The 22135-nt window shown below is 68.3% G+C and carries 14 protein-coding genes and 1 pseudogene; 11 read left to right on the top strand and 4 right to left on the bottom strand.

Annotated features, from left to right (window positions below):
- Positions 1–97 precede the first annotated feature (97 nt).
- Together IEX89_RS21005 and IEX89_RS21000 are read left to right on the top strand one after the other, a co-directional pair.
- Positions 98–3313 (top strand): type I restriction endonuclease subunit R, encoded by a 3216-nt coding sequence (locus tag IEX89_RS21005; RefSeq protein WP_188915217.1) that lies wholly within the window; start codon positions 98–100, stop codon positions 3311–3313.
- Positions 3297–4013 carry a M48 family metallopeptidase gene (locus tag IEX89_RS21000; protein WP_188915216.1) on the top strand — a complete coding sequence of 239 codons (717 nt, stop codon included), beginning with the start codon at positions 3297–3299 and terminating at the stop codon, positions 4011–4013. Before IEX89_RS21005 ends, IEX89_RS21000 begins: the two co-directional genes overlap by 17 nt.
- A gap of 54 nt (positions 4014–4067) precedes the next feature.
- Here IEX89_RS21000 and IEX89_RS20995 read toward each other — a convergent pair whose 3' ends face one another.
- Together IEX89_RS20995 and IEX89_RS20990 are read right to left on the bottom strand one after the other, a co-directional pair.
- Complete coding sequence (locus IEX89_RS20995) at positions 4068–7757, bottom strand: ATP-dependent DNA helicase (RefSeq protein WP_188915215.1); 3690 nt, start codon at positions 7755–7757, stop codon at positions 4068–4070.
- A 155-nt stretch (positions 7758–7912) separates the two neighbouring features.
- Positions 7913–8829 (bottom strand): annotated as a pseudogene (locus tag IEX89_RS20990) (IS3 family transposase); the annotation flags it as partial.
- A 636-nt stretch (positions 8830–9465) separates the two neighbouring features.
- Here IEX89_RS20990 and IEX89_RS20985 point away from each other — a divergent pair.
- From IEX89_RS20985 to IEX89_RS20960, 6 genes are all read left to right on the top strand, one after another.
- Positions 9466–10803 carry an RluA family pseudouridine synthase gene (locus IEX89_RS20985; RefSeq protein WP_188915214.1) on the top strand — a complete coding sequence of 446 codons (1338 nt, stop codon included), beginning with the start codon at positions 9466–9468 and terminating at the stop codon, positions 10801–10803.
- Positions 10804–10858: 55 nt separating this feature from the next.
- Positions 10859–11152 carry a hypothetical protein gene (locus tag IEX89_RS20980; protein WP_188915213.1) on the top strand — a complete coding sequence of 98 codons (294 nt, stop codon included), beginning with the start codon at positions 10859–10861 and terminating at the stop codon, positions 11150–11152.
- A 1-nt stretch (position 11153) separates the two neighbouring features.
- Positions 11154–11837, top strand: a complete 684-nt coding sequence (locus IEX89_RS20975; protein WP_244645619.1) for an HAD-IA family hydrolase — start codon at positions 11154–11156, stop codon at positions 11835–11837.
- 113 nt (positions 11838–11950) lie between these two features.
- Positions 11951–12745 carry an ATP12 family chaperone protein gene (locus IEX89_RS20970; protein ID WP_188915212.1) on the top strand — a complete coding sequence of 265 codons (795 nt, stop codon included), beginning with the start codon at positions 11951–11953 and terminating at the stop codon, positions 12743–12745.
- Between the two features lie 66 nt (positions 12746–12811).
- Positions 12812–13054 carry an AbrB/MazE/SpoVT family DNA-binding domain-containing protein gene (locus IEX89_RS20965; protein ID WP_308423848.1) on the top strand — a complete coding sequence of 81 codons (243 nt, stop codon included), beginning with the start codon at positions 12812–12814 and terminating at the stop codon, positions 13052–13054.
- Positions 13044–13445 carry a PIN domain-containing protein gene (locus tag IEX89_RS20960; protein WP_188915211.1) on the top strand — a complete coding sequence of 134 codons (402 nt, stop codon included), beginning with the start codon at positions 13044–13046 and terminating at the stop codon, positions 13443–13445. Before IEX89_RS20965 ends, IEX89_RS20960 begins: the two co-directional genes overlap by 11 nt.
- Before the next feature lie 20 nt (positions 13446–13465).
- Here IEX89_RS20960 and IEX89_RS20955 read toward each other — a convergent pair whose 3' ends face one another.
- Positions 13466–13633, bottom strand: coding sequence for a hypothetical protein (locus tag IEX89_RS20955; RefSeq protein WP_188915210.1), 168 nt, complete (start codon positions 13631–13633; stop codon positions 13466–13468).
- 144 nt (positions 13634–13777) lie between these two features.
- Between IEX89_RS20955 and IEX89_RS20950 the strand changes: the two genes are divergently transcribed.
- The 3 genes from IEX89_RS20950 (at position 13778) to IEX89_RS20940 (ending at position 19307) form a co-directional block, all read left to right on the top strand.
- On the top strand, positions 13778–15310 hold the full coding sequence (locus IEX89_RS20950) for an acyl-CoA carboxylase subunit beta (RefSeq protein ID WP_188915209.1): 1533 nt from the start codon (positions 13778–13780) through the stop codon (positions 15308–15310).
- Positions 15311–15639: 329 nt separating this feature from the next.
- Positions 15640–18279, top strand: a complete 2640-nt coding sequence (gene pepN / locus IEX89_RS20945; protein WP_188915208.1) for an aminopeptidase N — start codon at positions 15640–15642, stop codon at positions 18277–18279.
- Between the two features lie 86 nt (positions 18280–18365).
- On the top strand, positions 18366–19307 hold the full coding sequence (locus IEX89_RS20940) for a metallophosphoesterase family protein (RefSeq protein ID WP_188915207.1): 942 nt from the start codon (positions 18366–18368) through the stop codon (positions 19305–19307).
- Positions 19308–19403: 96 nt separating this feature from the next.
- Here IEX89_RS20940 and acnA read toward each other — a convergent pair whose 3' ends face one another.
- A complete protein-coding gene (gene acnA, locus IEX89_RS20935; protein WP_188915206.1) occupies positions 19404–22103 on the bottom strand; it encodes an aconitate hydratase AcnA in 2700 nt (899 codons plus the stop codon).
- Positions 22104–22135: the final 32 nt, after the last annotated feature.

The following is a 22135-nucleotide window of genomic DNA, read 5'->3' as shown; positions in this document are numbered from 1 at the left end:
TCAAGGGCGAGCACACGTGGCCGTCGCGGCAAGTGCTCGGGCTGGAGAATACTACGCCGCTTCGCGGCTCCGCATCCTCCAGCCCGAAGGTGCACCAATGAGCACATCGCCCGAATTCGCTCTCTCGGAAGCCGGCGGCGCACATCTGGCAGCGCTCGCCACCTTGTCGGCCCTTGGCTGGCACTATGTCAGTCGCGTCGACGCCGACAGGATGCGCCATGGCCGGCGCAGCCACGTGCTGCTGGACGACATAGTTCGGAAGCAACTTCCCCGCCTCAATCAGATCAGCTGGCGCGGTCGACGGCACCTGTTTTCTGAGGCCAACCTCGAGACCGCTGTGCGGCGCCTGTCCGGGGTCAGATATGACGGCGTCCTGCGCACTAACGAGGTTGTTACCGACCTGCTCCAGCTTGGCATCGCGCTGCCGCAAACCGTGGATGACACCGCACGGGAATGGCCGTTCCGGTATGTCGACTGGGAGGACTGGCGCGCCAACGCGTTCCACATGACGGCCGAGTTCCCGGTCGAGTGGCCGGGCGGCGGCTCGATCCGGCCGGATATCGTCCTGTTCGTCAACGGCATCCCATTCGCCGTCATCGAGGTTAAATCATCCCGAGAAAAAACCGAACAGGGCATCACCCAAACGATCCGCAATCAGAAGCCCGATGTCGGTTGTCCTAATCTCTTCTTCTCGGTCCAGCTCCTCCTCGCCGCAAACCCGCACGAGCCGCGCTACGGCACCGTTGGGACGCCGCTGAAGTTCTGGTCGAGCTGGAAGGAGCGAGAAGACGGAGCCGACTTGGTTCGAAATGTCATCGCTCGTCCAATTGACTCAATCGAGGCCAAGTACATCTTCGACGACTTCGCGCCGCACCGCCGACGTTTTGAGGCGCTTTCAGAACGGGGACGCGAGCCGACCAAGCTCGACGACACGCTCGTCGCCCTTTTCCGGCCCGAGCGCCTGCTCGACGTGGCGCGGCGCTTCACGCTTTTTGATGGGCCAGTGAAGAAGGTCGCGCGTCACCAGCAGGTGTTTGCGATCAAGAGCGTCATCGGCCGGGTTCAGGCTCTGGAGAACGGGCGCAGGGCGGGCGGCGTCGTCTGGCACACGCAGGGCTCGGGCAAGTCCCTGACCATGGTGATGCTCGGCCGTGCGCTCGCCGGCGCGGTTCCGGGCGCTCGCTTGGTCCTCGTCACCGACCGGACCGATCTCGACGACCAGATCGCGCGCACCTTTGCGGCCACAGGGCTGGCGCCCCAACGCGCCCGCACGGGCGAGCATCTGATCGAGTTGATTGAGGAAAAGGCGCGCGTGATCACGACGGTGATCCACAAATTTCGGGCGGCGCTCGGCAAGCGCCGCATCGTCGATCAGAGCGCCGACATCTTCGTTCTGGTCGATGAGAGCCACCGGAGCCAGTACGGCGACCTGGAGAGCCTGCACGCCCGAATGCGCGAGGTCTTCCCAAAAGCCTGCTTCATCGGCTTCACCGGGACCCCGATTGCAAAGCGCGAGAAGAACACCTTTCGCCAGTTCGGCCCGCTTTTCGATCCTGTCTATTCCATGCGGGACGCGGTCGGCGACGGCGCTGTCGTCCCCCTCCTCTACGAGGGTCGTCACGTCGAAGAGGATGTCGACGAGCAAGCGATCGACACCTGGTTTGAGCGGGTGACGCGCGGCCTGTCCTCGGCCCAGGCGAACGACCTCAAACGCAAGATGAGCCGACCGCGCGCGGTCGCCGGCGTGGCGGCGCGCCTGAAGTGCGTCGCCTTCGATGTGAGCCGGCACTTTTCCGAACATTTCAAGGGGTCCGGCCTCAAGGGCCAGCTCGTCGCGCCGTCCAAGCGCGATGCCATCATGCTGAAGCGGCTGATCGACGAGTTCGGCGAACTCACTGCCGAGGTCGTCATCTCGGCTCCTGATCAAAGGGAGGGCGACAAGGACATCGACGAGGGGTCGGACGACCTCGTCGTGGCGTTCTGGCGCCGCATGATGGCCCGCTACGGCGGCGAGGACGCTTACAACAAGCGGATCATCGAGGCCTTCAAGGGACCGGACGACCCGGACCTCTTGATCGTCGTCGACAAACTGCTGACCGGGTTCGACGCGCCTCGCAACACCGTCCTTTACCTAGCCAAACCGCTCAAGGAGCACGGGCTCCTTCAAGCGATCGCGCGGGTGAACCGCATCTTCGACGAGGACGGCGCACCGCCCAAGCCCTTCGGCTACATCGTCGACTATTGCGGCGTCCTGCGGAACCTCGGCGAGGCGCTCAGCGCCAATGATGCCCTCGCCGGCTTCGATGACGAGGACCTGGCCAAGGCGCTGACCGACGTCGCCGAAGAGGCCCGCCGTCTGCCATCGCTGCACGCAGCCCTCCTCGACCTGTTCAGCGGCGTCGCCAACCGGTTCGATGAGGAAGCTTACGCGAAGGCTCTGATCGACGAGCCGATGCGCGAAGAGTTCTACCGCCGCCTTGGCCAGTTCTCCCGCTGCCTGACGGTCGCCCTCTCCTCCCGCACCTTCCTCGAGGAGACGCCTCCCGAGCGCCTCCAACGGTGGCGGACTGACGAAAAGCGGTTCGTGGCTCTGAAGGAGCATGTTCGGTCGCGCTATGCCGAAAAGGTCGACTGGGCCGATTACGAGCACCGCGTCCGCGCGCTGCTCGACCAGCACGTCAGCGCGCACGAGGTGATCACCGTGGTCGAGCCCCTCAACGTCTTCGATGACGGGGCGATCGACGCGGCCCGCGCGGGGAAAGCTCGGTCCGACGCGTCGGTCGCGGACGAGATCGCCCACCGCGCGCTTCAGGTGATCGAAGAGAAATGGGAGCAGGACCCGGTCTTCTTCGAGAAGTTCTCCAAGCTGATCCGGAACGCCATCGACGCTTTTCGACGGGGACGGCTGGAGGAGAAGGCCTACCTCGCCGAGGTTCGGCGGTTGCGGGACGCCGCAGAGCGGCGCGAGGACGTCGACGACCCAACGCCGGACGCGATCCGCGGCAAGAGCCACGAGACGGCGTTCTGGGGCATCGCCCGCCGCGAGCTCGCCAAGGCGGGCTTAGACCGTGACGGGGTCGCGGTCGACATCGCCGAGTCGGTCACGCGGATCGTCGCGCAGCATCGCGTGATCGGCTGGCAGAACGACCGCGACGCCGAGAACCGCATCCGGAACGACATCGACGACTACTTCTTCGACGAGGTGATCGGACGCCGCAAACTCGCGATCGATCCCAGCGTCCTCGACGCGATCATGGATGACGTCATCGCCTCGGCGCGCGTGCGGATGGCGGACGATGGCCGCGCCCACTGAACTGGCGTTCGACTGGGGAGGAACCCCTGTCCCGTTCTCGGTGCGACGCTCGGAGCGTCCGACGCTGCGCATCGTCGTGACCCCGGAGGGCGAGGTCGTCGTGTCCGCCCCGAGCCACGCGAGCGACGCCGACATCATCAGCCGGGTGCGTCGTCGCGGCGCCTGGATCGTCCGCCAGCGGGCGCGGTTCGACCGCTGGCGTCCCAGGACCCCGCCCCGTCAGTATGAAAGCGGCGAGACGCATCTGCTCCTTGGGCGGCCTTACAGGCTCCTGGTGGAGGCCGGAACCTCGATCGGCGTCCGCATCGAGGGAAGCCGACTCATTCTAACCGAGCCTGACAACAAGGGGCTCGTCTTCAGGCGCACGGTGCTCCGGCACTGGTACCGGCTCCATGCCCACCGCATCTTCCCCGAGCGCCTGCGCGCGGTTCTTCCTCCCTTCGCGCGCCTCGGCGTCGAACGGCCGCGCCTCGTCATCCGCGAGATGACGCACCGCTGGGGGAGCTTCACGGCGAAGGGCGCCCTCGTGCTCAACCTTGAACTCGTGCGCGCCTCGCCCTCCCTGATCGATTACGTCATCGCCCATGAACTGGCGCACGCTCTTCACCCCGATCACGGGTGGGGATGGGAGGAGCTTCTGACGCGCGCCATACCGGATTGGCGCGCCCGCAAGGACGAGCTCGAGCGCGAACTGCTTTAGGGGCGTTTGAGACAGCCCCCGTCGAGGATCGACCGACCCGCACCGTGCCCTGCTTCAGTCGAGGAGCGTTTTGATCGCGTCCACGGTGGAGCGCAGGCTCGACGAGTCCAGCCCTCCGCGGTCGTCGTCCTCAGAGGTGAACAGCGAGCGGCCCACCGCGAAGCCATTGGCTTCGTACCACGCCTTCTTCCACTCCCAGCCCTTCCGGTAGTCCTCGCGCCCCATCATGCCGAGGTGTTCCCAGAGGATCAGGTCCCCGTCGGCGGTGACGAACGAGAAGTCCGGACGAAGGCGGCCAGGCTGGACCTCTCCGTCAAGCACGCGCTCGTACTCATACTCCACGCCCGACTGATGCAGCATGTTGGCGATGACCAGTTCCGACTTGCTGCGAACCAGATGCCCCTTCTCGGTGCGGTGGATCAGGTTCTCGGCGTACGGCACCTCTGCGTCGGTGCGACGGAGCACGCCCTGGAAGAGGTTGGTGTTGCGCCGCGCGGTCTCAGACCGCTCGGGGCGGGTGTAGTCGAAGAGGATTGATGGATCGTCGCCCTCGATCAGGAGCACGAGCTGGCGCCGCGATCGGGTCAATGCCGTGTACAGGAGCTCGCGTGAGAGCGGCCGGCAATTCTTGGGCAGAACGACGAAAACTTTCTGGAACTCGCTACCCTGCGACTTGTGGACAGTGATGGCGTAGGCGAGCTCGAGCGGCCCAGAACCTCCCGGGAAATCGCGCCCGCTGTAGCCGAAGCGAAGGTTCGGTCGCCCGGCGAAGACGATGTTCAGCCAGGGCGATTTGCCATTGGCGACGAGCCCGACCTCACCGTTCGCGACATAGTGGTCCTCGTTCTCGCGTCCGTCGAACGCGGTGCGCCATTGATTCGAGACCTGGATGACCTTGTCACGCAGCACGATGCTCTCATCGCCGAGACTGACGACCCAGGGATCCGCGGCAGCCTGCAGCTCGGTCGCACGGTAGCGGCGCTGTGCCCATCGATTCAGGTCGTGGACTCCGTGCGGGTGCATGCGGATCGGAGACAAGATCTGCCACCGCTCCGAACCGTCCGGATCGTCGAACGGAACCCAGCCGCGCTCGTCGAAGCCGAGCGACGCGTTAAAGCCATCGACGTCGTTCGCGTTCGCGAGCCCGAGGTGCCTCTGGAACGCCTCCGCCAAGCGGCTCCGCAGTTCGTCAGGCGTCTTCCAGAAGAGGAGGTCGAGGTCGTTGAACGGCCGCCCCGTCTCAAGATCGCTGAGGACCCGGTCCGCGTCGACCGGTTGCGTCTCTCTCGTGAACCAGGACGCGAGGCGCAGCGTGTCCGAGGCCTGGTCCGCACCCGCGACGGCCCGGACCTCGACAGTCAGCCGCGCCAGCGCGTCCGAGAGCGCCAGGCCGGTGTCGCTCTTCGCGTCGGTGGTCTGGAGAAAGGACGTCAGGTCGGCGAACGGGCGACCAACCCCGATCGGGGGCAGCTGGTTGGGGTCTCCGACCAGGATGAGCCGCTGGACGTGCGCCAGGTCGAGCGCGTCGAGCACGGCCGCGAGATCGTCCATGGTGAGCATCGAGCATTCGTCGATGACCACCGTCTTCTCCTTACGGCGCTTCTCCTGTCCGTGGAACCGCGGCCGCTGGCGGACCCGGTCGTAGCGGCCGAGCTCGTTCAGGAACTGGGCAACCGTCATTGCCTCTGCCTTTGCGGCTTTACCCAGCCGGACGCGCGCCTTGCCCGTGGGCGCAAGCAACAGGATGCCGTCCCGAGCGATGGCGTCGTTGAGCAGCAGCGCGCCCATGACCGACGTTTTGCCGGTGCCGGCACGACCGACCAACGCCGTGAGACGCCGGGAGGTGACGCGGGCGAGCGCCGTCGCCTGCTCCTCGATGGCGAGCACGTGTCGCGCGTTCGTCGGGTCGAAGGCGCCGCCCGCCCCCTTGATTGCCTCGACAAGGAGCTTTTTCCAGTCGGCCGTGACGAGCGGCGCAGCCTTCCCCGCGCGCTTTGCGAGCACCGACCGGAGCCGCTCCTCGCGTGCCTTCAGATCGGAGAGCTGGATGGCCAAGATCCCGGCGTCTTGCCCCTCCGGCGCCGGTAGCGCGACGAGCTCGACGACGCCGGTCAGGGCGGAGGCATTGGCGGCGGGCCAGTCGACGCCGATCAGGCATGGGTGCGCCAGCTCGAGCGCGGCGGCTTTCTCGACGGCTTCCGTGACGCTCAGCAGCGCGTCGCCGTTCTCGGAGGCGCGTCGCAGCACCGCGACCAGCACGGCCCGCAGCCGGCGCGGGTCGCTCGCAGACTGGACGCGCGAGGGGTCCGGGACCGGGTGCCTGACGGCGATGGTCGCCTCCGGGAGGAGACCCCGGTCGATCGTCCCGACCGAGACCGGCGACTCCTTCGCATCGCCGAGGTCGACCTCACTGATTCGGTATGGGTTTGCGATCAGCTCGGCGTCGGTCGTTTGCGTCGTACTCGCCGCGGCGCGTTTGGCAGGGTCGAACCAGCGTGCCGCTTGCACCGGCGTCAGAGCGAAGCGCGAGAGCAGCTTGAGCAGGACTCGCCGCTCCTCGGCCAGGTTGGCCCAGGTGCCGCGAACGGCCTTGAGATCGGCGTCGTAAACGGGCTGCGGAGGCTTGACCTTTCCGCGAAGCAGGGCATCGACGTGCGGCCAAGGGTCCCCGTCGGAAATGACCGCTCCGGACGCCAGCAACTCGAGGGTCAGAGCGGTGCCGAGGCGCATGCCCAGCGCCTCGAGGGTCGAGCCGAGGCCGGGGAACGCCCCACGATCCTTCCAGGCCAGGCCGATCTGGGTGTTCAGCCACTCCTCGCGTCGCTCCCATGGCCCATTGGCAATCCCGTGCGCTCGGACCTTCCGGACCGCTTCGAGGCAGCGGATGAGCGTCGACAGCGCGATGTCCGCAGGCGCGAGTTCGGCCGCGTAGGAGAACACGCGCATGTGAGCCGGGTCGGCGGGGACGGCGATCTCGGTGAGGAGCGCCGCCCGGCGCGCGTCCTCCGCCGCGTCGCCGGTCGGCTCGAGATAGTCATGGTAGGGCAGCAGGAAGCCGTCGAAGCCGTCCGGCCGGATCGAGTGCCGGAGCAGGCGGTCCCACATCGGGTACGCGTCCTTGCCGGCCGGTGCGTCATACTGCTTTACCGGCGCGATCGACTGAATGCGGCCGACGCCGACCACCAGGCGCGAGATCGTGTCCCCGAGCGGCTGGCCTTCCTTGCAATAAAAGAAGACGAGAGAGCGCTCGGGCGTGAGCCGGTCGAACACATGATCGACGAGCGCAGTCTGACGGGCTCGACCGAACACCCAGGGACTTGCGAACGGCGACGTCTCGTCCGGCGGTAAGGGCTTCGGCAGCTTCGCGTCGATGGCGTCCTGCTCGCTGCGCAGCATCCAGCCGAAAGGCACGGCGAAGGCCGCGAACGGGGGGACCTTCACGACAGTGGGCTTCAAGTGGCCGTGCGTCGCGGCCGCCTTCTTGATGGACGCGTATGGGTGCTCGAAGCGGCGAGTCCACTCCGTGTCGTTCATGAATGCGCCCGACTCGGCTTTGCAGGGGGGCAGCTCCTCCTGCGTCAGCTCATGCCAAGCCCTTCCCGCCAGCGCGTCCTGAGCGGCGTCATCCTTCTCCTCGCGGATACGGTCGAGCGCCACGCAGAACGCGTTTGAGGACGGAACCGGGCAGACCCGCCCGTTCCAGCGCGATCCATGCCACGCCACCCGCATCGTAAGATGAAACACGCTCGCCCCTCCCCTCGCCCGGCTTACGCCGGGTCGTTCTTCTGTCTATCAGCTGCGCCCGGCAGCGCGAGCCCCGCGGGCGACGGCCGGCGTCGAACACAGCTCACCGCTCTTGGCCCCCTGATCAGCCCCCACTGGGTGGTCCGGATGGAATGTTAGTTCAGCGCTGAGGTTTTCGCCATCGGTAGCCTAGCCAGCGGAGCTGGTCGGGGTTGCGCAGCCGGGCAGGCGGAGTGACGAGGCACGACGACCTCCGGCGCGGGCGCCCTGTAGCCCAGCGAGGAATGGAGCCGGACCGTGTTGTAGTGCTTTCTCCAGCTCTCGATCACGATCTGCGCCTCCCGCAGGCTGTAGAATATTTCGCCGTCCAGGAGTTCGTCCCGGAGGCGGGCGTTGAAGGCTTCCACGTAGCCGTTCTCCCACGGCGAGGCCGGCGTGATGTAGGCCGTCTTGGCGTCGACCGCTGCGATCCCGGCCTGGACCGCCTCGGCCACGATGTCGGGGCCGTTGTCCGAGCGCACGTGGCTCGGCACGCCGCGAAGGACGAACAGCTCCGAGAGCACGTTGATGACGTCCACGTCCTTGAGCTTGCGGGCCACCTGGATGGCGAGGCACTCGCGGGTGAACTCGTCGACGACGTTGAGCCTGCGGTAGCGCCGTCCGTCATGGGTGCGGTCCTCGACGAAGTCGTAGGACCAGACGTGGTCGTGACGCTCGGGCCGAAGCCGCACGCACGAGCCGTCGGTCAGCCACAGCCGCCCGCGCTTGGGCGGCCGGGCGGGCACCTCGAGCCCCTCGCGCCACCAGATCCGCTCGACGCGCTTGTCGTTCACGAGGCAGCCGGCCTCGCGCAGCAGCGCGTTGATCCTGCGGTGCCGTAGCGGCCATACCGGCGGGCCAGCTCGATCAGGTCGGCCGTGAGCCTCTCCTCGTCCTCCCGGCCCCGCGGCGCCTTGCGCTGCGTCGAGCGATGCTGCCCGAGCGCCCGGCAGGCACGACGCTCGGAGACGTTCAGGACCAGCATCACGTGGTCGACGCAGGCGCGCCGACGTGCGGGGCTCAGACGTTTCCCGGCGCAGCTTCATCACAATCTCTTCAGGCTTGTGTCTCTTCCGCGGCATCGATCCGTCCTCCCGGCTCCATTGAGCCATACATCAGGGCGGACCACTTCAGTGAGGGCGGATCAGCCGATGACCGATCTCCCGCGAGCGATACTGCTCGTCCGAATCAAATCCGCCGCATGGTAGCGCCTCCCTCAAAGCGCTGCCGTTGGAATCCGAAATTGCACCGAGATTGAGTCAGAGCCCTTTTCCACGCCGGTCCACAGTCTGAGCGCTGTGCGCCTGACACTCTCGGGCGCGCTGCGCACCTTCGCAGGACCCCCACACGAACGCTACTTTAAGATGCATCCGCGACGCTAGTCTTAAGCTTTACAGCGGGCGCTTTTTGGCATACCCAGCAGCAACACGGGACTGGGACACAGGCAGATTTCAAGGCTGGAAAACGCCGTTTTATTACAACGGCTTGCACTGGGGCGGACTGCAGCACAGTATCCTGGCGCCCCAGCCACGCTCCTCGTGTCCATTCCGACCTCGATCGATTGCGCCGAGCCCCGCGTCCGGCACGGCCGAGACCGTTTCCTCGGATGCGCGCCTCGCGGCCGCGATCCCGTTTGCCGCCGCCGCGCGGCGATGATAGAGCCTCGCGCATGACGCAGACGAGATCCCCCCGCGGCGGGCCCCGCCAGACATCGCGCAAGATCGCCCGCGCCGGCGGCCGCGCGGGCGCGGCGAAGGCCGGGGGCAAGGGTCCCGGCAAGGGCCCCGGCAGGGGGCCGGAGAAGGGCCCGGGCAAAGCGCCTTCGAAGGCGCAGGCGAAACCCGCCGTGCGCAAGCCCTCGGCGAAGACCTCGGCTGCGAAGACCTCGGCTGCGAAGACCTCGGCTGCGAAGACCTCGGCTGCGAATCCCCGCGTCGCGAGCGACGCGGCGAAGCCGACCACCCCCGCCCTCCCCCCGAAGCGCGTCCAGAAGGACGCCGCGGCGGCGACGCTCGCCACCGGCATCCAGACCCTGGTCGTCGAGGCGGACGAGGCGGACATGCGGCTCGACCGCTTCCTCGCCGCGCGGTTCCCGCAGCTCGCCTTCACTCATCTCCAGCGCATCATCCGCACCGGCCAGCTGCGGGTGGACGGCAAGCGCATGAAGCCCAACGAGCGCCTCGCCGCCGGCCAGAGCGTGCGCGTCCCCCCGCTCAAGCTGGAGGAGCAGCGCCCGCGCTCGCCGACCCGCAACGAAAGCGACGCCGCCTTCCTCCAGTCCATCACGCTCTACGAGGACAAGGACGTCCTCGTGCTCAACAAGCCCGCGGGCCTCGCCTCGCAGGGCGGATCGGGCACGACGCGGCACGTGGACGGGCTGCTCGAGGCGTTGCGCAACGAGAAGGGCGAGAAGCCCCGCCTCGTCCACCGCCTCGACAAGGAGACGGCGGGCTGCCTCGTCGTGGCGAAGTCGCGCTTCGCCGCGAGCGTGCTCGCCAAGAGCTTCCGCTCGCGGGTGACGCGCAAGGTCTACTGGGCGATCGTCGCCGGCGTGCCGAAGACGCGCCAGGGCCGTGTCTCGAGCTACATCGCCAAGGAGATGCTGCCCGACGGCGACAGCCGCATGCGCGTCGCCAAGCACGGCGACGAGGGGGCGGAGCACGCGCTCACCTACTACGCCGTCGTCGAGCAATCGGCGCAGAAGCTGTGCTGGGTGTCGCTCAAGCCCGTCACCGGGCGCACGCACCAGCTGCGCGTCCACATGCAGGGCGCGGGGCACCCGATCATCGGGGACCCGAAATATTTCGACGTCGAGAACTGGGAGCTGCCCGGCGGCATCCAGAACCGGCTGCACCTGCTCGCGCGGCGCATCGTCGTGCCGCATCCGCGCACGGGCCGGCCCATCGACGTCACGGCGCCGCTGCCGCCCCACATGCAGCAGACCTTCAACCTCCTGGGCCTCGAGACGGACGCGTACGACCCGATCGTCGAAGCCCCGGAGGAGTGAGCGAGAGACCATCCCTCCCCAACCCGGCCGAGAGAGGCCGAAAGGACGACACGCCATGTTCACGCTCGTGATCGACGGCCGCGCCATCGCCGTCACCGACGCGACCCCCGAGGCCGAGGCCCGGGAGCTGCTCGAGAGCCTCGCCGACGAGATGATCGAGCTCGAGAGCGAGGGCCGCCAGGTGTGGGACGGCGAGAGCCCCATCGAGGTGCGCGCCTCCACGGAAGAGGAGATCGAGGCCTTCGACGAGGCCGAGATGGACGAGGAGGCGGAAGAGGACGACGAGCCGATCGTCATGTTCCTCATCCCCATCGACGGCCTCGAGGAGGACGACGAGGACGAGGACTGACATGACGCGCGCTCCCGCGGACGGCCTGCGCCTCGTCCTCCTCGACCTCGACGGCACGCTCGTCGACAGCCAGGCGATCATCGTCGAGGCGCAGGTGCGCACCTTCCGGGCGCACGGGCTTCCTCCGCCGACGCGGGAGCGCTCCCTCTCCATCGTGGGGCTCTCCCTGCCGGAGGCCTTCCGCGTCCTCGCCGGCGAGGACGGGCCGTGGGAGGCCATGGCCCAGACCTATCGCGAGGTGTTCTCCGAGCTGCGCGCGGAGGGCACCCACGAGGAGCCGCTCTATCCGGGCGTGCGCGAGACCATCGCCGCGCTGGCGCGGCGCGAGGAGGTGCTGCTCGGCATCGCCACCGGCAAGAGCCGGCGCGGCGTGACCCATCTCGTCGCCCGCGAGAGCTGGGAGGGGCTGTTCGCCACCATTCAGACCGCGGACGACGCGCCCTCCAAGCCCCATCCCGGCATGATCCTGCAGGCGCTCTCCGAGACCGGGGTCGCGCCGCCGAGCGCCGCGATGGTGGGCGATTCCACCTTCGACATGGACATGGCGCGCGCGGCGGGGGTCGCCGGCATCGGCGTGTCCTACGGCTTCCACGGCGCCGGCGCGTTGCGCGATCGCGGCGCGCACACGATCGTCGACCGGTTCTCCGAGATCGTGCCCGTCCTCGACCGGCTCTGGCGGGCGTGACGCACGCGCTTGCGCGAGAGGCGGCGCGTCATATCTGAGGAAATCGGCGCGCGCGGCGATTCCTGCGGGGACGTCCGTCGACGCGCCGCTCGCCTCGATGCACAAGGATCACCATGCCCGACGATTTCTGGCACGACCTCGCTCCCGAGCCCGGCGAGACGCGGCGCGATCCGCGCGAGGCGGCACGCGGTGCCATGACGCCGGAGCTGCCCAAGCGCTTCTATACCTGCGCGACGGCCGAGCCGCATCCCCACGGCGGCTTCGTGCTCGCGCTCGACGGACGTCCGGCCAAGACGCCCGGCAAGCGCCCCCTCGCCGCCCCCACGCGGGCCGCCGGCGACGCGCTCGCGGCGGAATGGGAGGGCCAGGGCGAGCGCATCGATCCCGGAACCATGCCGCTCACCCGCATCCTCAATTCCGCGCTGGACGGCGTCGCGACGGCGATGGAGCCGGTCGCCGCGGAGATCGTCAAATACGCGGGCTCAGACCTCCTCTGCTATCGCGCCGGCGATCCCGAAGCCTTGGTCGCCGCCCAGAACGCGGCGTGGGACCCCGTGCTCGCGAGCACCCGCGAGCGGCTCGGCGCCCGCTTCCTGCTGGCCGAGGGCGTGATGTATGTCGAGCAGCCCCGCGAGACGCTGGAGGCGATCGCCGCGCGCGTCTCGCGCGAGACCGAGCCCGTGGCGCTCGCCGCGCTCAGCGTGATGACGACGATCACCGGCTCGGCCCTCATCGCCCTCGCCGTGGCCGACGGCGCGCTCACCGCCGACGACGCCTGGCACGCGGCCCATGTCGACGAGCTCCACCAGGAGCGCGTCTGGGGCGCCGACGCCATCGCCCTCGAGCGCCGCGCGGGGCGCAGGCGGGAGTTCGACGCCGCGGTGCTGCTTTATGGGGAGGCGGGGTGAGCCGCAGACCGGCACGGCTGTTGTCGCGGCTGCTTGCCTGATATACATTATCGTGCGGATATCCAAGTGTCGGAGGGCGTCGTGCAGGTCGCAAGATGGGGAAATTCACTTGCCGTCAGGCTTCCCGCCGATCTGGTCAGGAGGCTAGGGTTACGGGAAGGCGATACGGTCGAGCTTCGCGCCGACGAGGGCGGCCTCGTTGTTCAGCGCGCGGCACGGCCCGAGGAAGTCCTGCGATCGCTTCGTCAGTTCCGAGGTTCCCTGCCCGCTGACCAACGCCTGAGTCGTGACGACGCGAATGCGCGCTGACTTCCTCGACTCGAACGTGGTGCTCTACTTGCTCGACGGCGGCGCGAAAGCGGAGATCGCCGAGCAGCTGCTCGCAACGAACCCGACGATCAGCGTGCAAGTGCTGAACGAGGTTCTCGTGAACTGCATTCGCAAAGCAGGCATGTCCTGGGAAAAAGCTGGAGTATTTCTCCTCGGCATCAGGCGAGTGTGCAATGTTGTCGAGCTTACGGAGATGACGCACGAGGTCGGCTGTGCATTGGGCGAACGCTACGGCTTCTCGGTGTACGACTCTATGATCGTCGCGTCCGCTCTTCTCGCTGGCTGCGATACGCTTTATTCCGAAGACATGCATGACGGGCTTGCAGTGGAGGGGGTGCTACGCATCGTGAACCCCTTCACGCCCGTCTAAGATCTCTGCAACTCCGATCGTCAGACGTCCAGCTTGGGGTATCGCTTCAAACGGCCGCGGGTGCGCTTGAGAAAAGCGACGACCGGGTCGGGATGCTCGGCGAGATCGTTTTTGCTCGCACGCTGATCGACGGCTTGGGGCGCACCCGCGCCCGCAGAGCCGCCATCCGCGCTCACCGCTTTCGCCATAAGCTGCCCTCTTATGTGCATCGTTGGATCGGAAGCTAGCACACCCTCTCCGCCCCCGTCCTCCTCCCCCTTTCTTCCCATTCCCCCGCTCGCCCCGCGCATGCTAAGCCGCATCTCGCACGGCATCCGGAAGACGAGGCGTCGATGAAGGACATCCTGGAGAGGCTCGAGGGGGCGCGGGCTCAGGCTCGGCTCGGCGGCGGCGAGCGGCGCATCCGAGCGCAGCACGAGCGGGGCAAGCTCACCGCGCGCGAGCGCATCGCGCTCCTCCTCGACGAGGGGTCCTTCGAGGAGTTCGACATGTACGTGCAGCATCGCTGCGCGGATTTCGGCATGCAGGACAACAAGATCCCCGGCGACGGCGTGATCACCGGCTACGGCACGATCAACGGCCGCGCCGTGTTCGTCTTCTCCAAGGACTTCACCGTCTTCGGCGGCTCGCTCTCGGAAGCGCACGCGCAGAAGATGATCAAGATCCAGGACATGGCGCTCAAGATGCGCGCCCCGATCATCGGCCTGTTCGATGCCGGCGGCGCGCGCATCCAGGAGGGCGTCGCGGCGCTGGCCGGCTATGGCGAGGTGTTCGCACGCAACGTCAAGGCGTCGGGCGTGATCCCGCAGATCTCCGTCATCATGGGCCCGTGCGCCGGCGGCGACGTCTATTCCCCGGCGATGACCGACTTCATCTTCATGGTGCGCGACACGAGCTACATGTTCGTCACCGGCCCCGACGTGGTGAAGACCGTCACCAACGAGACGGTGACGTCCGAGGAGCTCGGCGGCGCCTCCGTGCACACGACGAAGTCGTCGGTCGCCGACGGCGCCTTCGACAACGACGTCGAGGCGATGCTGCAAATACGCCGCCTCGTCGACTTCCTGCCCGCGAACAACATCGACGGCCCGCCCGAATGGGAGAGCTTCGACGAGCCCGAGCGCCTCGAGCACTCGCTCGACACGCTCGTGCCGGACAATCCCAACAAGCCCTACGACATGAAGGAGCTGATCCTGAAGGTCGTGGACGAGGGCGACTTCCTCGAGATCCAGGAGAGCTACGCCAAGAACATCATCACCGGCTTCGCGCGCATCGAGGGCCGCACCGTCGGCATCGTGGCGAACCAGCCGATGGTGCTCGCCGGCGTGCTCGACTCGGACGCCTCGCGCAAGGCCGCGCGCTTCGTGCGCTTCTGCGACGCCTTCTCGATCCCGCTCGTCACCTTCGTCGACGTGCCGGGCTTCCTGCCGGGCACGGCGCAGGAGTACGGTGGGCTCATCAAGCACGGCGCGAAGCTGCTGTTCGCCTTCACGCAGGCCACCGTGCCGATGGTGACCGTGATCACCCGCAAGGCCTATGGCGGCGCCTACGTGGTCATGGCCTCCAAGCACATCGGCGGCGACGTGAACTACGCCTGGCCCTCCGCGCAGATCGCGGTGATGGGCGCCAAGGGCGCGGTGGAGATCATCTTCCGCCAGGACGCGGACGATCCCGACAAGCTCGCCGCGCGCACCAAGGAATACGAGGACCGCTTCATGAGCCCCTTCGCGGCGGCCGAGCGGGGCTACATCGACGAGGTGATCATGCCCCACTCCACCCGCCGCCGCATCGCCAAGGCGCTCGCCATGCTCCGCTCGAAGGAGGTGGACGAGCCGTGGCGCAAGCATGACAATCTGCCGCTGTAGGACGTCGCCGAGGGCTCCCCTTCCTTCCCTGTAGGGGAAGGTGGATCGACGCGGAGCGGCGAGACGGATGGGGCGCGCGGAACGCGCGTTCGGCGAACGCCGAAATGCGACGGCGGCAGCGGATGCCGAGGCTTTCCGCTGCGCGGAACGCGCCTTGCGGCGTGCTCCATCCGTCACCGGCTTACGCCGGCGCCACCGTCCCCTACAGGGAAGGAGGAGGGGGGATCGTTTCACCCGGAGCGCCCCATACCACCCCACCTCGTCCCGCCGCATTGCGATCCGCCCCCCGCGGGGGCTACAAGTGAGGCCTTCGAGATGCGAGGCCACCGATGCGAACAGAGACCCCCCAGACCGTGAAGCTCGCCGAGTATCGCCCGAGCGACTTCCTGATCCCGCGGGTCGCGCTCGACATCGTCCTCGATCCGCATGCCACCCGCGTGCGGGCCACGCTCTGCGTCGAGCCGAACCCGGAGGGCCGGGCCGACGCGCCGCTCGCGCTCGACGGCGACGACCTCGTGCTCGTCTCGGTGGCGCTCGACGGGGAGCCCCTCGCCGCCGACGCCTTCGCGGCCGATGCCGACGGGCTCGTGATCCACCGGCCGCCGCGCCGGCCCTTCACCCTCGCCGTCGAGACGCGCCTCGACCCCACCGCGAATACGAAGCTGATGGGTCTCTACCGCTCGCGCGGGGTGTATTGCACGCAGTGCGAGCCGGAGGGCTTCCGGCGCATCACCTACTTCCTCGATCGGCCGGACGTGCTCTCGGTCTACGAGACGCGCATCGAGGCCGCGCTCGCGGAGGCGCCGACGCTGCTCGGCAACGGCAATCTCGTGGAGAGCGGCCCCGTCGGCGACGGCAGCCGGCACTATGCCCTGTGGCACGATCCGCACCCCAAGCCGACCTACCTCTTCGCCCTCGTCGGCGGCGCGCTCGCCAAGATCGCCCGGCCCTTCGTGACGCGGAGCGGGCGCACGGTCGAGATCGCGGTGCATGTCGAGCCCGGCAAGGAGGGGCGCGCCGGCTACGCGCTGGACGCGCTCGAGCGCTCCATGCGCTGGGACGAGGATGTCTTCGGGCGGGAATACGATTTAGACGTGTTCAACATCGTCGCCGTGTCGGACTTCAACATGGGCGCGATGGAGAACAAGGGGCTCAACATCTTCAACGACAAGTACGTCCTCGCCTCGCCCGAGACGGCGACGGACACCGACTACGCCAACATCGAGGCGATCGTCGCGCACGAGTACTTCCACAACTGGACGGGCAACCGCATCACCTGCCGCGACTGGTTCCAGCTCTGCCTGAAGGAGGGGCTCACCGTCTATCGCGACCAGGAATTCTCCTCGGACATGCGCTCGCGCCCGGTCCACCGCATCGCCGAGGCGCGGGCGCTGCGGCTGCGCCAGTTCGCCGAGGACGCGGGCCCCCTCGCCCACCCCGTGCGGCCGAGCGAGTATCGCGAGATCAACAACTTCTACACGGCGACCGTCTACGAGAAGGGCGCCGAGGTCATCCGCATGCTGCGCACGCTCGTCGGCGAGCAGGCCTTCGCCGCCGGCATGGACCTCTATTTCGAGCGCTGCGACAATTCCGCCGCCACGGTCGAGGACTTCCTCGCTTGCTTCGCTGAGACCAGCGGGCGCGACCTCTCGCAATTCGCGCGCTGGTACGCGCAGGCCGGCACGCCGCGGCTCGCGGTGACGGGCCAGTGGGACGAGGCGGCGAAGACCTACAGGCTCGACTTCGCGCAATCGATCCCGCCCACGCCCGGCCAGCCGACGAAGGAGCCGGCCGTCATCCCCGTGCGCCTCGGTCTCGTCGCCGAGGACGGGCGCGAGATTCCCGCCGCCTCGCCTCGCCTGCGCGAGGACGGCGTCTTCGTGCTGGAGAAGGCCTCCGACAGCCTCGTCCTCGAGAACGTGAGCGTCCGGCCGGTGCCGAGCGTGCTGCGCGGCTTCTCCGCGCCGGTGCGGGTCTCGCGCGACCTCTCGGAAGCCGATCTCCTGACTCTGCTTCGGTACGACACGGATCCGTTCAACCGCTGGCAGTCGGCACAGACCGTCGCGATCCGCGTCCTCACGCGCGCCGCGAGCGACCGGAGCCTCGCCGAGGAGGCGGTTCGCGCCTATGCGGATGCGCTCGCGACCTTCCTGGACGCCGAGGCCGAAAGCGATCCCGCCTTCGCCGCCCTGGTGCTGGCGCTGCCGGGCGAGCCCGACATCGCCCAGGACATCGGCTCCGACGTCGATCCGGACGCCATTCACGAGGCGCGCGAGCGCATGCGCGCCATCGTCGGCACGCATCTCTCGAGCCGTCTCACGGCGCTGCGCGAGCGCCTCGCGTCGGACGCACCCTACAGCCCGGACGCCGCCAGCGCCGGGCGTCGCGCGCTGCGCAACGGCGCGCTGGACCTGATCGCGGCCGCCGATCCGCAGGCGGGCATCGAGGCCGCGGCGGCGCAATACGAGGCGGCCGACAACATGACCGATCGCCTCGCGGCGCTCGGCGTCGCCGCCCACACGCCCCCGTCGCCAGGGCGCGAGGAGCTCATCGGCGCCTTCCGCTCGCGCTTCGACGGCGAGCCGCTCGTCCTCGACAAGTGGTTCGCGCTCCAGGCGACCATGGCGGAGGCGGGCACGCTCGAGCGCGTCGAGCGGCTGATGGCGGACCCCGCCTTTTCGCTCTCGAACCCCAACCGCGTCGGCGCGCTCATCGGCGCCTTCGCGCTGTCGAACCCGACTCAATTCCACAGGCCCGACGGCGCGGGCTACGCCTTCGTCGCGGACAAGGTGGCGACGCTCGACCGCACCAACCCGCAGACGGCGGCGCGCATCCTCACCGCCTTCAACACCTGGCGCACCATGGAGCCCGGCCGTCGGGCGAAGGCGGAGGCGACCCTGCGCTCCATCGCCGACCGCGCGGGCCTGTCCCGCGACGTCGCGGACATCGTCGGGCGCACGCTGGGGTGAGGCGTGCCTGCGTGCGACGAGGGTCGCGGTTGACCTGAGCGACGGGAGAGGCGAACTCTCCCGCGCGCGGAGACGTTCGAGAAGAGATGTTTCGGATCGCCCACCTGACCGACCCCCATGTGGGTCCCCTGCCCCGCCCCAGGCTCCGGGAGCTGCTGAACAAGCGGCTCACCGGCTTCTTCAACTGGCATCGCGGGCGCACCAAGGCCCACGACATGGAGCTGCTCGCCGCGCTCGTGTCGGACATGCACGACCAGGAGCCGGACCACATCGCCTGCACGGGCGACGTCGCGAATATCGGGCTGCCGGAGGAATGGTCGACGGCGCGCGTCTTCCTCGAGGGGCTAGGGCCGCCGGACCGCGTCAGCTTCGTGCCCGGCAATCACGACGCCTATATCGAGGGCGCGCTGCAGGGGCTGCTCGCCATCTGCGGACCGTGGACCGAGGACGACGGCGGGGCGCTCGGCAAGTTCCCCTACATCCGCCGGCGCGGGCACGTGGCCCTCGTCGGGCTCTCCTCGGCCATCCCCACCGCCCCCTTCGTCGCGAGCGGGCGCATGGGCAAGCGGCAGATGGAGGCGACCGAGCGCATCCTGCAGGGGCTCGGCGAGGAAGGCCTCGTGCGCGTGGTGATGATCCATCACCCGCCCCACGTCGCCGGCGCCTCGGCGGGCCGCAACCTCACCGATGCCAGAAAGTTCGAGGCGATGATCGCCCGCACCGGCGCGGAGCTCGTGCTGCACGGGCACAATCACATCGGCTCGGTGGCGACGATCCCCGGCCCCGGCGGCGGCATGGTGCCCGTCGTCGGCGCACCCTCGGCCTCCTCGCGCGGCGGCACGATCACGCACCGCGCGGCCTACTACCTGTTCGACATCGACGACGAGGCGAGCGGCGGCCCGCGCATCAAGGCGCAGCTGCGCGGCCTCAAGCCCGATGGCACGATCGGCTTTCTCGAGGAGGTCTCGCTCACGGAGAAATCGGGGGGCATCAAGGTGACCTTCCGCCCGGAGCGACGCGCGCGCTGAGGGCACGTCCGCCGCTCGGGGCACCCCGGAATGCGAAGAGCCCCGCGGCCGTTTCCGGCCGCGGGGCTCTTCTCGTCTACAGGCTGGCGCGACGGATCAGGCCGCGAGCGAGCGCAGCACGTAGTGCAGGATGCCGCCGTTCTTGTAGTACTCGAGCTCGTCGAGCGTATCGATGCGGCAGACGAGCGGCACCTCGATCGTCGAGCCGTCGGCGCGGGTGATCTCGGCCGTGACCGTCTGGCGCGGCTTGACGTCCGAGAGACCGCGCAGGCTCACCTGCTCGGCGCCGGTCAGCCCCAGCGACTGCCAGGACGTGCCCTCCTCGAAGACGAGCGGCATCACGCCCATGCCCACCAGGTTCGAGCGGTGGATGCGCTCGAAGGACTGGGCGACGACCGCGCGCACGCCGAGCAGCTTGGTGCCCTTCGCCGCCCAGTCGCGGGACGAGCCCGTGCCGTATTCCTTGCCCGCGAAGACCACGAGCGGCACGCCCTCGTCGGCGTAGCGCATGGCGGCGTCGTAGATGAACATCCGCTCGCCCGACGGGTGGTGGATGGTGTAGCCGCCCTCGACGATGGCGCCCGTCTCGTCCTTCACCATCTGGTTCTTGATGCGGATGTTGGCGAAGGTGCCCCGCATCATGATCTCGTGGTTGCCGCGACGGGTGCCGTACTGGTTGAAGTCGGCGACCGCGACCTGATGGCTCTGGAGATACGCACCCGCGGGCGAGGCGACGCGGATGTTGCCGGCCGGCGAGATGTGGTCCGTCGTGATCGAATCGAGGAAGAGGCCCAGCACGCGGGCGTTCTCGATGTCGGTGATCGGCTCCGGCTCCTTCGTGATGCCCTCGAAATAGGGAGGGTTCTGCACGTAGGTCGAGCCCATCTGCCACTCGTAGGTCAGGCCGCCCTCGACCTCGACCTTGCGCCAGTTGGCATCGCCCGTGAACACGTCGGCATAGCGCTCGCGGAAGAGCTTGCGGGTGACGGTGCGGTCGATGAACTCCTGGATCTCGGAGGCCGAGGGCCAGATGTCCTTGAGGTAGACCGGCTTGCCGTCCGAGCCCGTGCCCAGCGGCTGGCTCGCGACGTCGACCAGCATCGAGCCGGCGATGGCGTAGGCGACGACGAGGGGCGGCGAAGCGAGGTAGTTCGCCCGCACGTCCGGATTGACGCGGCCCTCGAAGTTGCGGTTGCCCGAGAGCACCGAGACGGCGACGAGGTCGTTGTCGTTGATCGCCTTCGACACCGGCACCGGCAGCGGGCCGGAATTGCCGATGCACGTCGTGCAGCCGAAGCCTACGAGGTTGAAGCCCAGCGCGTCGAGATCGTCCTGGAGGCCCGCGTCCTTCAGGTACTCGGCGACGACCTGCGAGCCGGGGGCGAGCGAGGTCTTCACCCACGGCTTGACAGTGAGGCCCTTGGCCACGGCGTTGCGGGCGAGCAGGCCCGCGCCGATCATCACTGAGGGGTTCGAGGTGTTGGTGCACGACGTGATCGCCGCGATCACCACGTCGCCGTGGCCCACGTCGAAATTCGTGCCCTCGACCTTGTAGCGCTTGCCGTCGAGCGCGGTCTTGAACTCGCTCTCCATCGCGCCCTCGAAGGCGGTCTTGGCGTTCGTCAGGAGCACGCGGTCCTGCGGACGCTTCGGGCCGGCCATGGAGGGCACGACGTCGCCGAGCTCGAGCTCGAGCAGGTCGGTATAGACCGGGTCGGGCGTGTGCGCCTCACGCCACATGCCCTGCGCACGAGCGTAGTCGCGAACGAGCGCGATGCGATCCTCCTCGCGGCCCGACACCTCGAGATAGTCGATCGTGCGCTGGTCGATGGGGAAGAGGCCGCAGGTCGCGCCGTATTCCGGCGCCATGTTGCCGATGGTCGAGCGGTCGGCGACGGGCATGTCGTCGAGGCCCGGGCCGTAGAACTCGACGAACTTACCGACCACGCCCTTCTTGCGCAGCATTTCGGTGACGGTGAGCACGAGGTCGGTCGCGGTCACGCCTTCCTTGAGCTTGCCGGTGAGCTTGAAGCCGATCACCTCGGGGATGAGCATGGAGACCGGCTGGCCGAGCATGGCCGCCTCGGCCTCGATGCCGCCCACGCCCCAGCCGAGCACGGCGAGACCGTTGACCATCGTCGTGTGCGAATCGGTGCCGACCAGCGTGTCCGGATAGGCGACGTCCTCGCCCGTCTCCGGATCCTTGCGCACCCAGACGGTCTGCGAGATGTACTCCAGGTTCACCTGGTGGCAGATGCCGGTGCCCGGGGGCACGACGGAGAAATTGTCGAAGGCGGACTGGCCCCACTTGAGGAAGCGGTAGCGCTCGCCGTTGCGCTGGTATTCCAGCTCGACGTTGCGATCGAACGCCTTGGGCGTGCCGAACTCGTCGACGATGACCGAATGGTCGATCACGAGGTCGACGGGCACGAGCGGGTTGATTCGCGCCGGATCGCCGCCGAGCGCGGCGATGCCGTCGCGCATGGCGGCGAGATCGACCACCGCCGGCACGCCGGTGAAGTCCTGCATCAGCACGCGGGCGGGGCGGTAGGCGATCTCGCGCCCGGCCTTGCCGCGGTTCTGCAGCCACTCGCCCACCGCGACGATGTCGTCCTTGGTGACCGTGCGCCCGTCCTCGTGACGGAGCAGGTTCTCGAGCAGCACCTTCAGCGAGAAGGGCAGCTGCGACACCCCGGAGAGGCCGTTCTTCTCGGCCTCGGTGAGGGAATAGTAGGTGTAGGTCTTGTCGCCGACGGTGAGAGTGCGGCGGGCCTTGAAGCTATCGAGCGACGTCACTGGCGAATCCTCGCGTGCGCGTTGAACGGACG

Source organism: Salinarimonas ramus (genome assembly GCF_014645695.1).
GTDB lineage: Bacteria > Pseudomonadota > Alphaproteobacteria > Rhizobiales > Beijerinckiaceae > Salinarimonas > Salinarimonas ramus.
The sequence above is the reverse complement of the archived record's forward strand: the minus strand, read 5'-3'. Positions and strand labels throughout refer to the sequence as shown.

Bases quoted from the DNA above. Each gene is read 5' to 3' on its own strand.
- IEX89_RS20960 (WP_188915211.1), top strand. From the start codon at position 13,044: ATGCGCGCTGACTTCCTCGACTCGAACGTGGTGCTCTACTTGCTCGAC.
- IEX89_RS20985 (WP_188915214.1), top strand. From the start codon at position 9,466: ATGACGCAGACGAGATCCCCCCGCGGCGGGCCCCGCCAGACATCGCGC.
- IEX89_RS20975 (WP_244645619.1), top strand. From the start codon at position 11,154: ATGACGCGCGCTCCCGCGGACGGCCTGCGCCTCGTCCTCCTCGACCTC.
- IEX89_RS20955 (WP_188915210.1), bottom strand. From the start codon at position 13,633: ATGGCGAAAGCGGTGAGCGCGGATGGCGGCTCTGCGGGCGCGGGTGCG.
- IEX89_RS20970 (WP_188915212.1), top strand. From the start codon at position 11,951: ATGCCCGACGATTTCTGGCACGACCTCGCTCCCGAGCCCGGCGAGACG.
- IEX89_RS20980 (WP_188915213.1), top strand. From the start codon at position 10,859: ATGTTCACGCTCGTGATCGACGGCCGCGCCATCGCCGTCACCGACGCG.
- IEX89_RS21000 (WP_188915216.1), top strand. From the start codon at position 3,297: ATGGCCGCGCCCACTGAACTGGCGTTCGACTGGGGAGGAACCCCTGTC.
- IEX89_RS20950 (WP_188915209.1), top strand. From the start codon at position 13,778: ATGAAGGACATCCTGGAGAGGCTCGAGGGGGCGCGGGCTCAGGCTCGG.
- IEX89_RS20940 (WP_188915207.1), top strand. From the start codon at position 18,366: ATGTTTCGGATCGCCCACCTGACCGACCCCCATGTGGGTCCCCTGCCC.
- IEX89_RS21005 (WP_188915217.1), top strand. From the start codon at position 98: ATGAGCACATCGCCCGAATTCGCTCTCTCGGAAGCCGGCGGCGCACAT.
- pepN (WP_188915208.1), top strand. From the start codon at position 15,640: ATGCGAACAGAGACCCCCCAGACCGTGAAGCTCGCCGAGTATCGCCCG.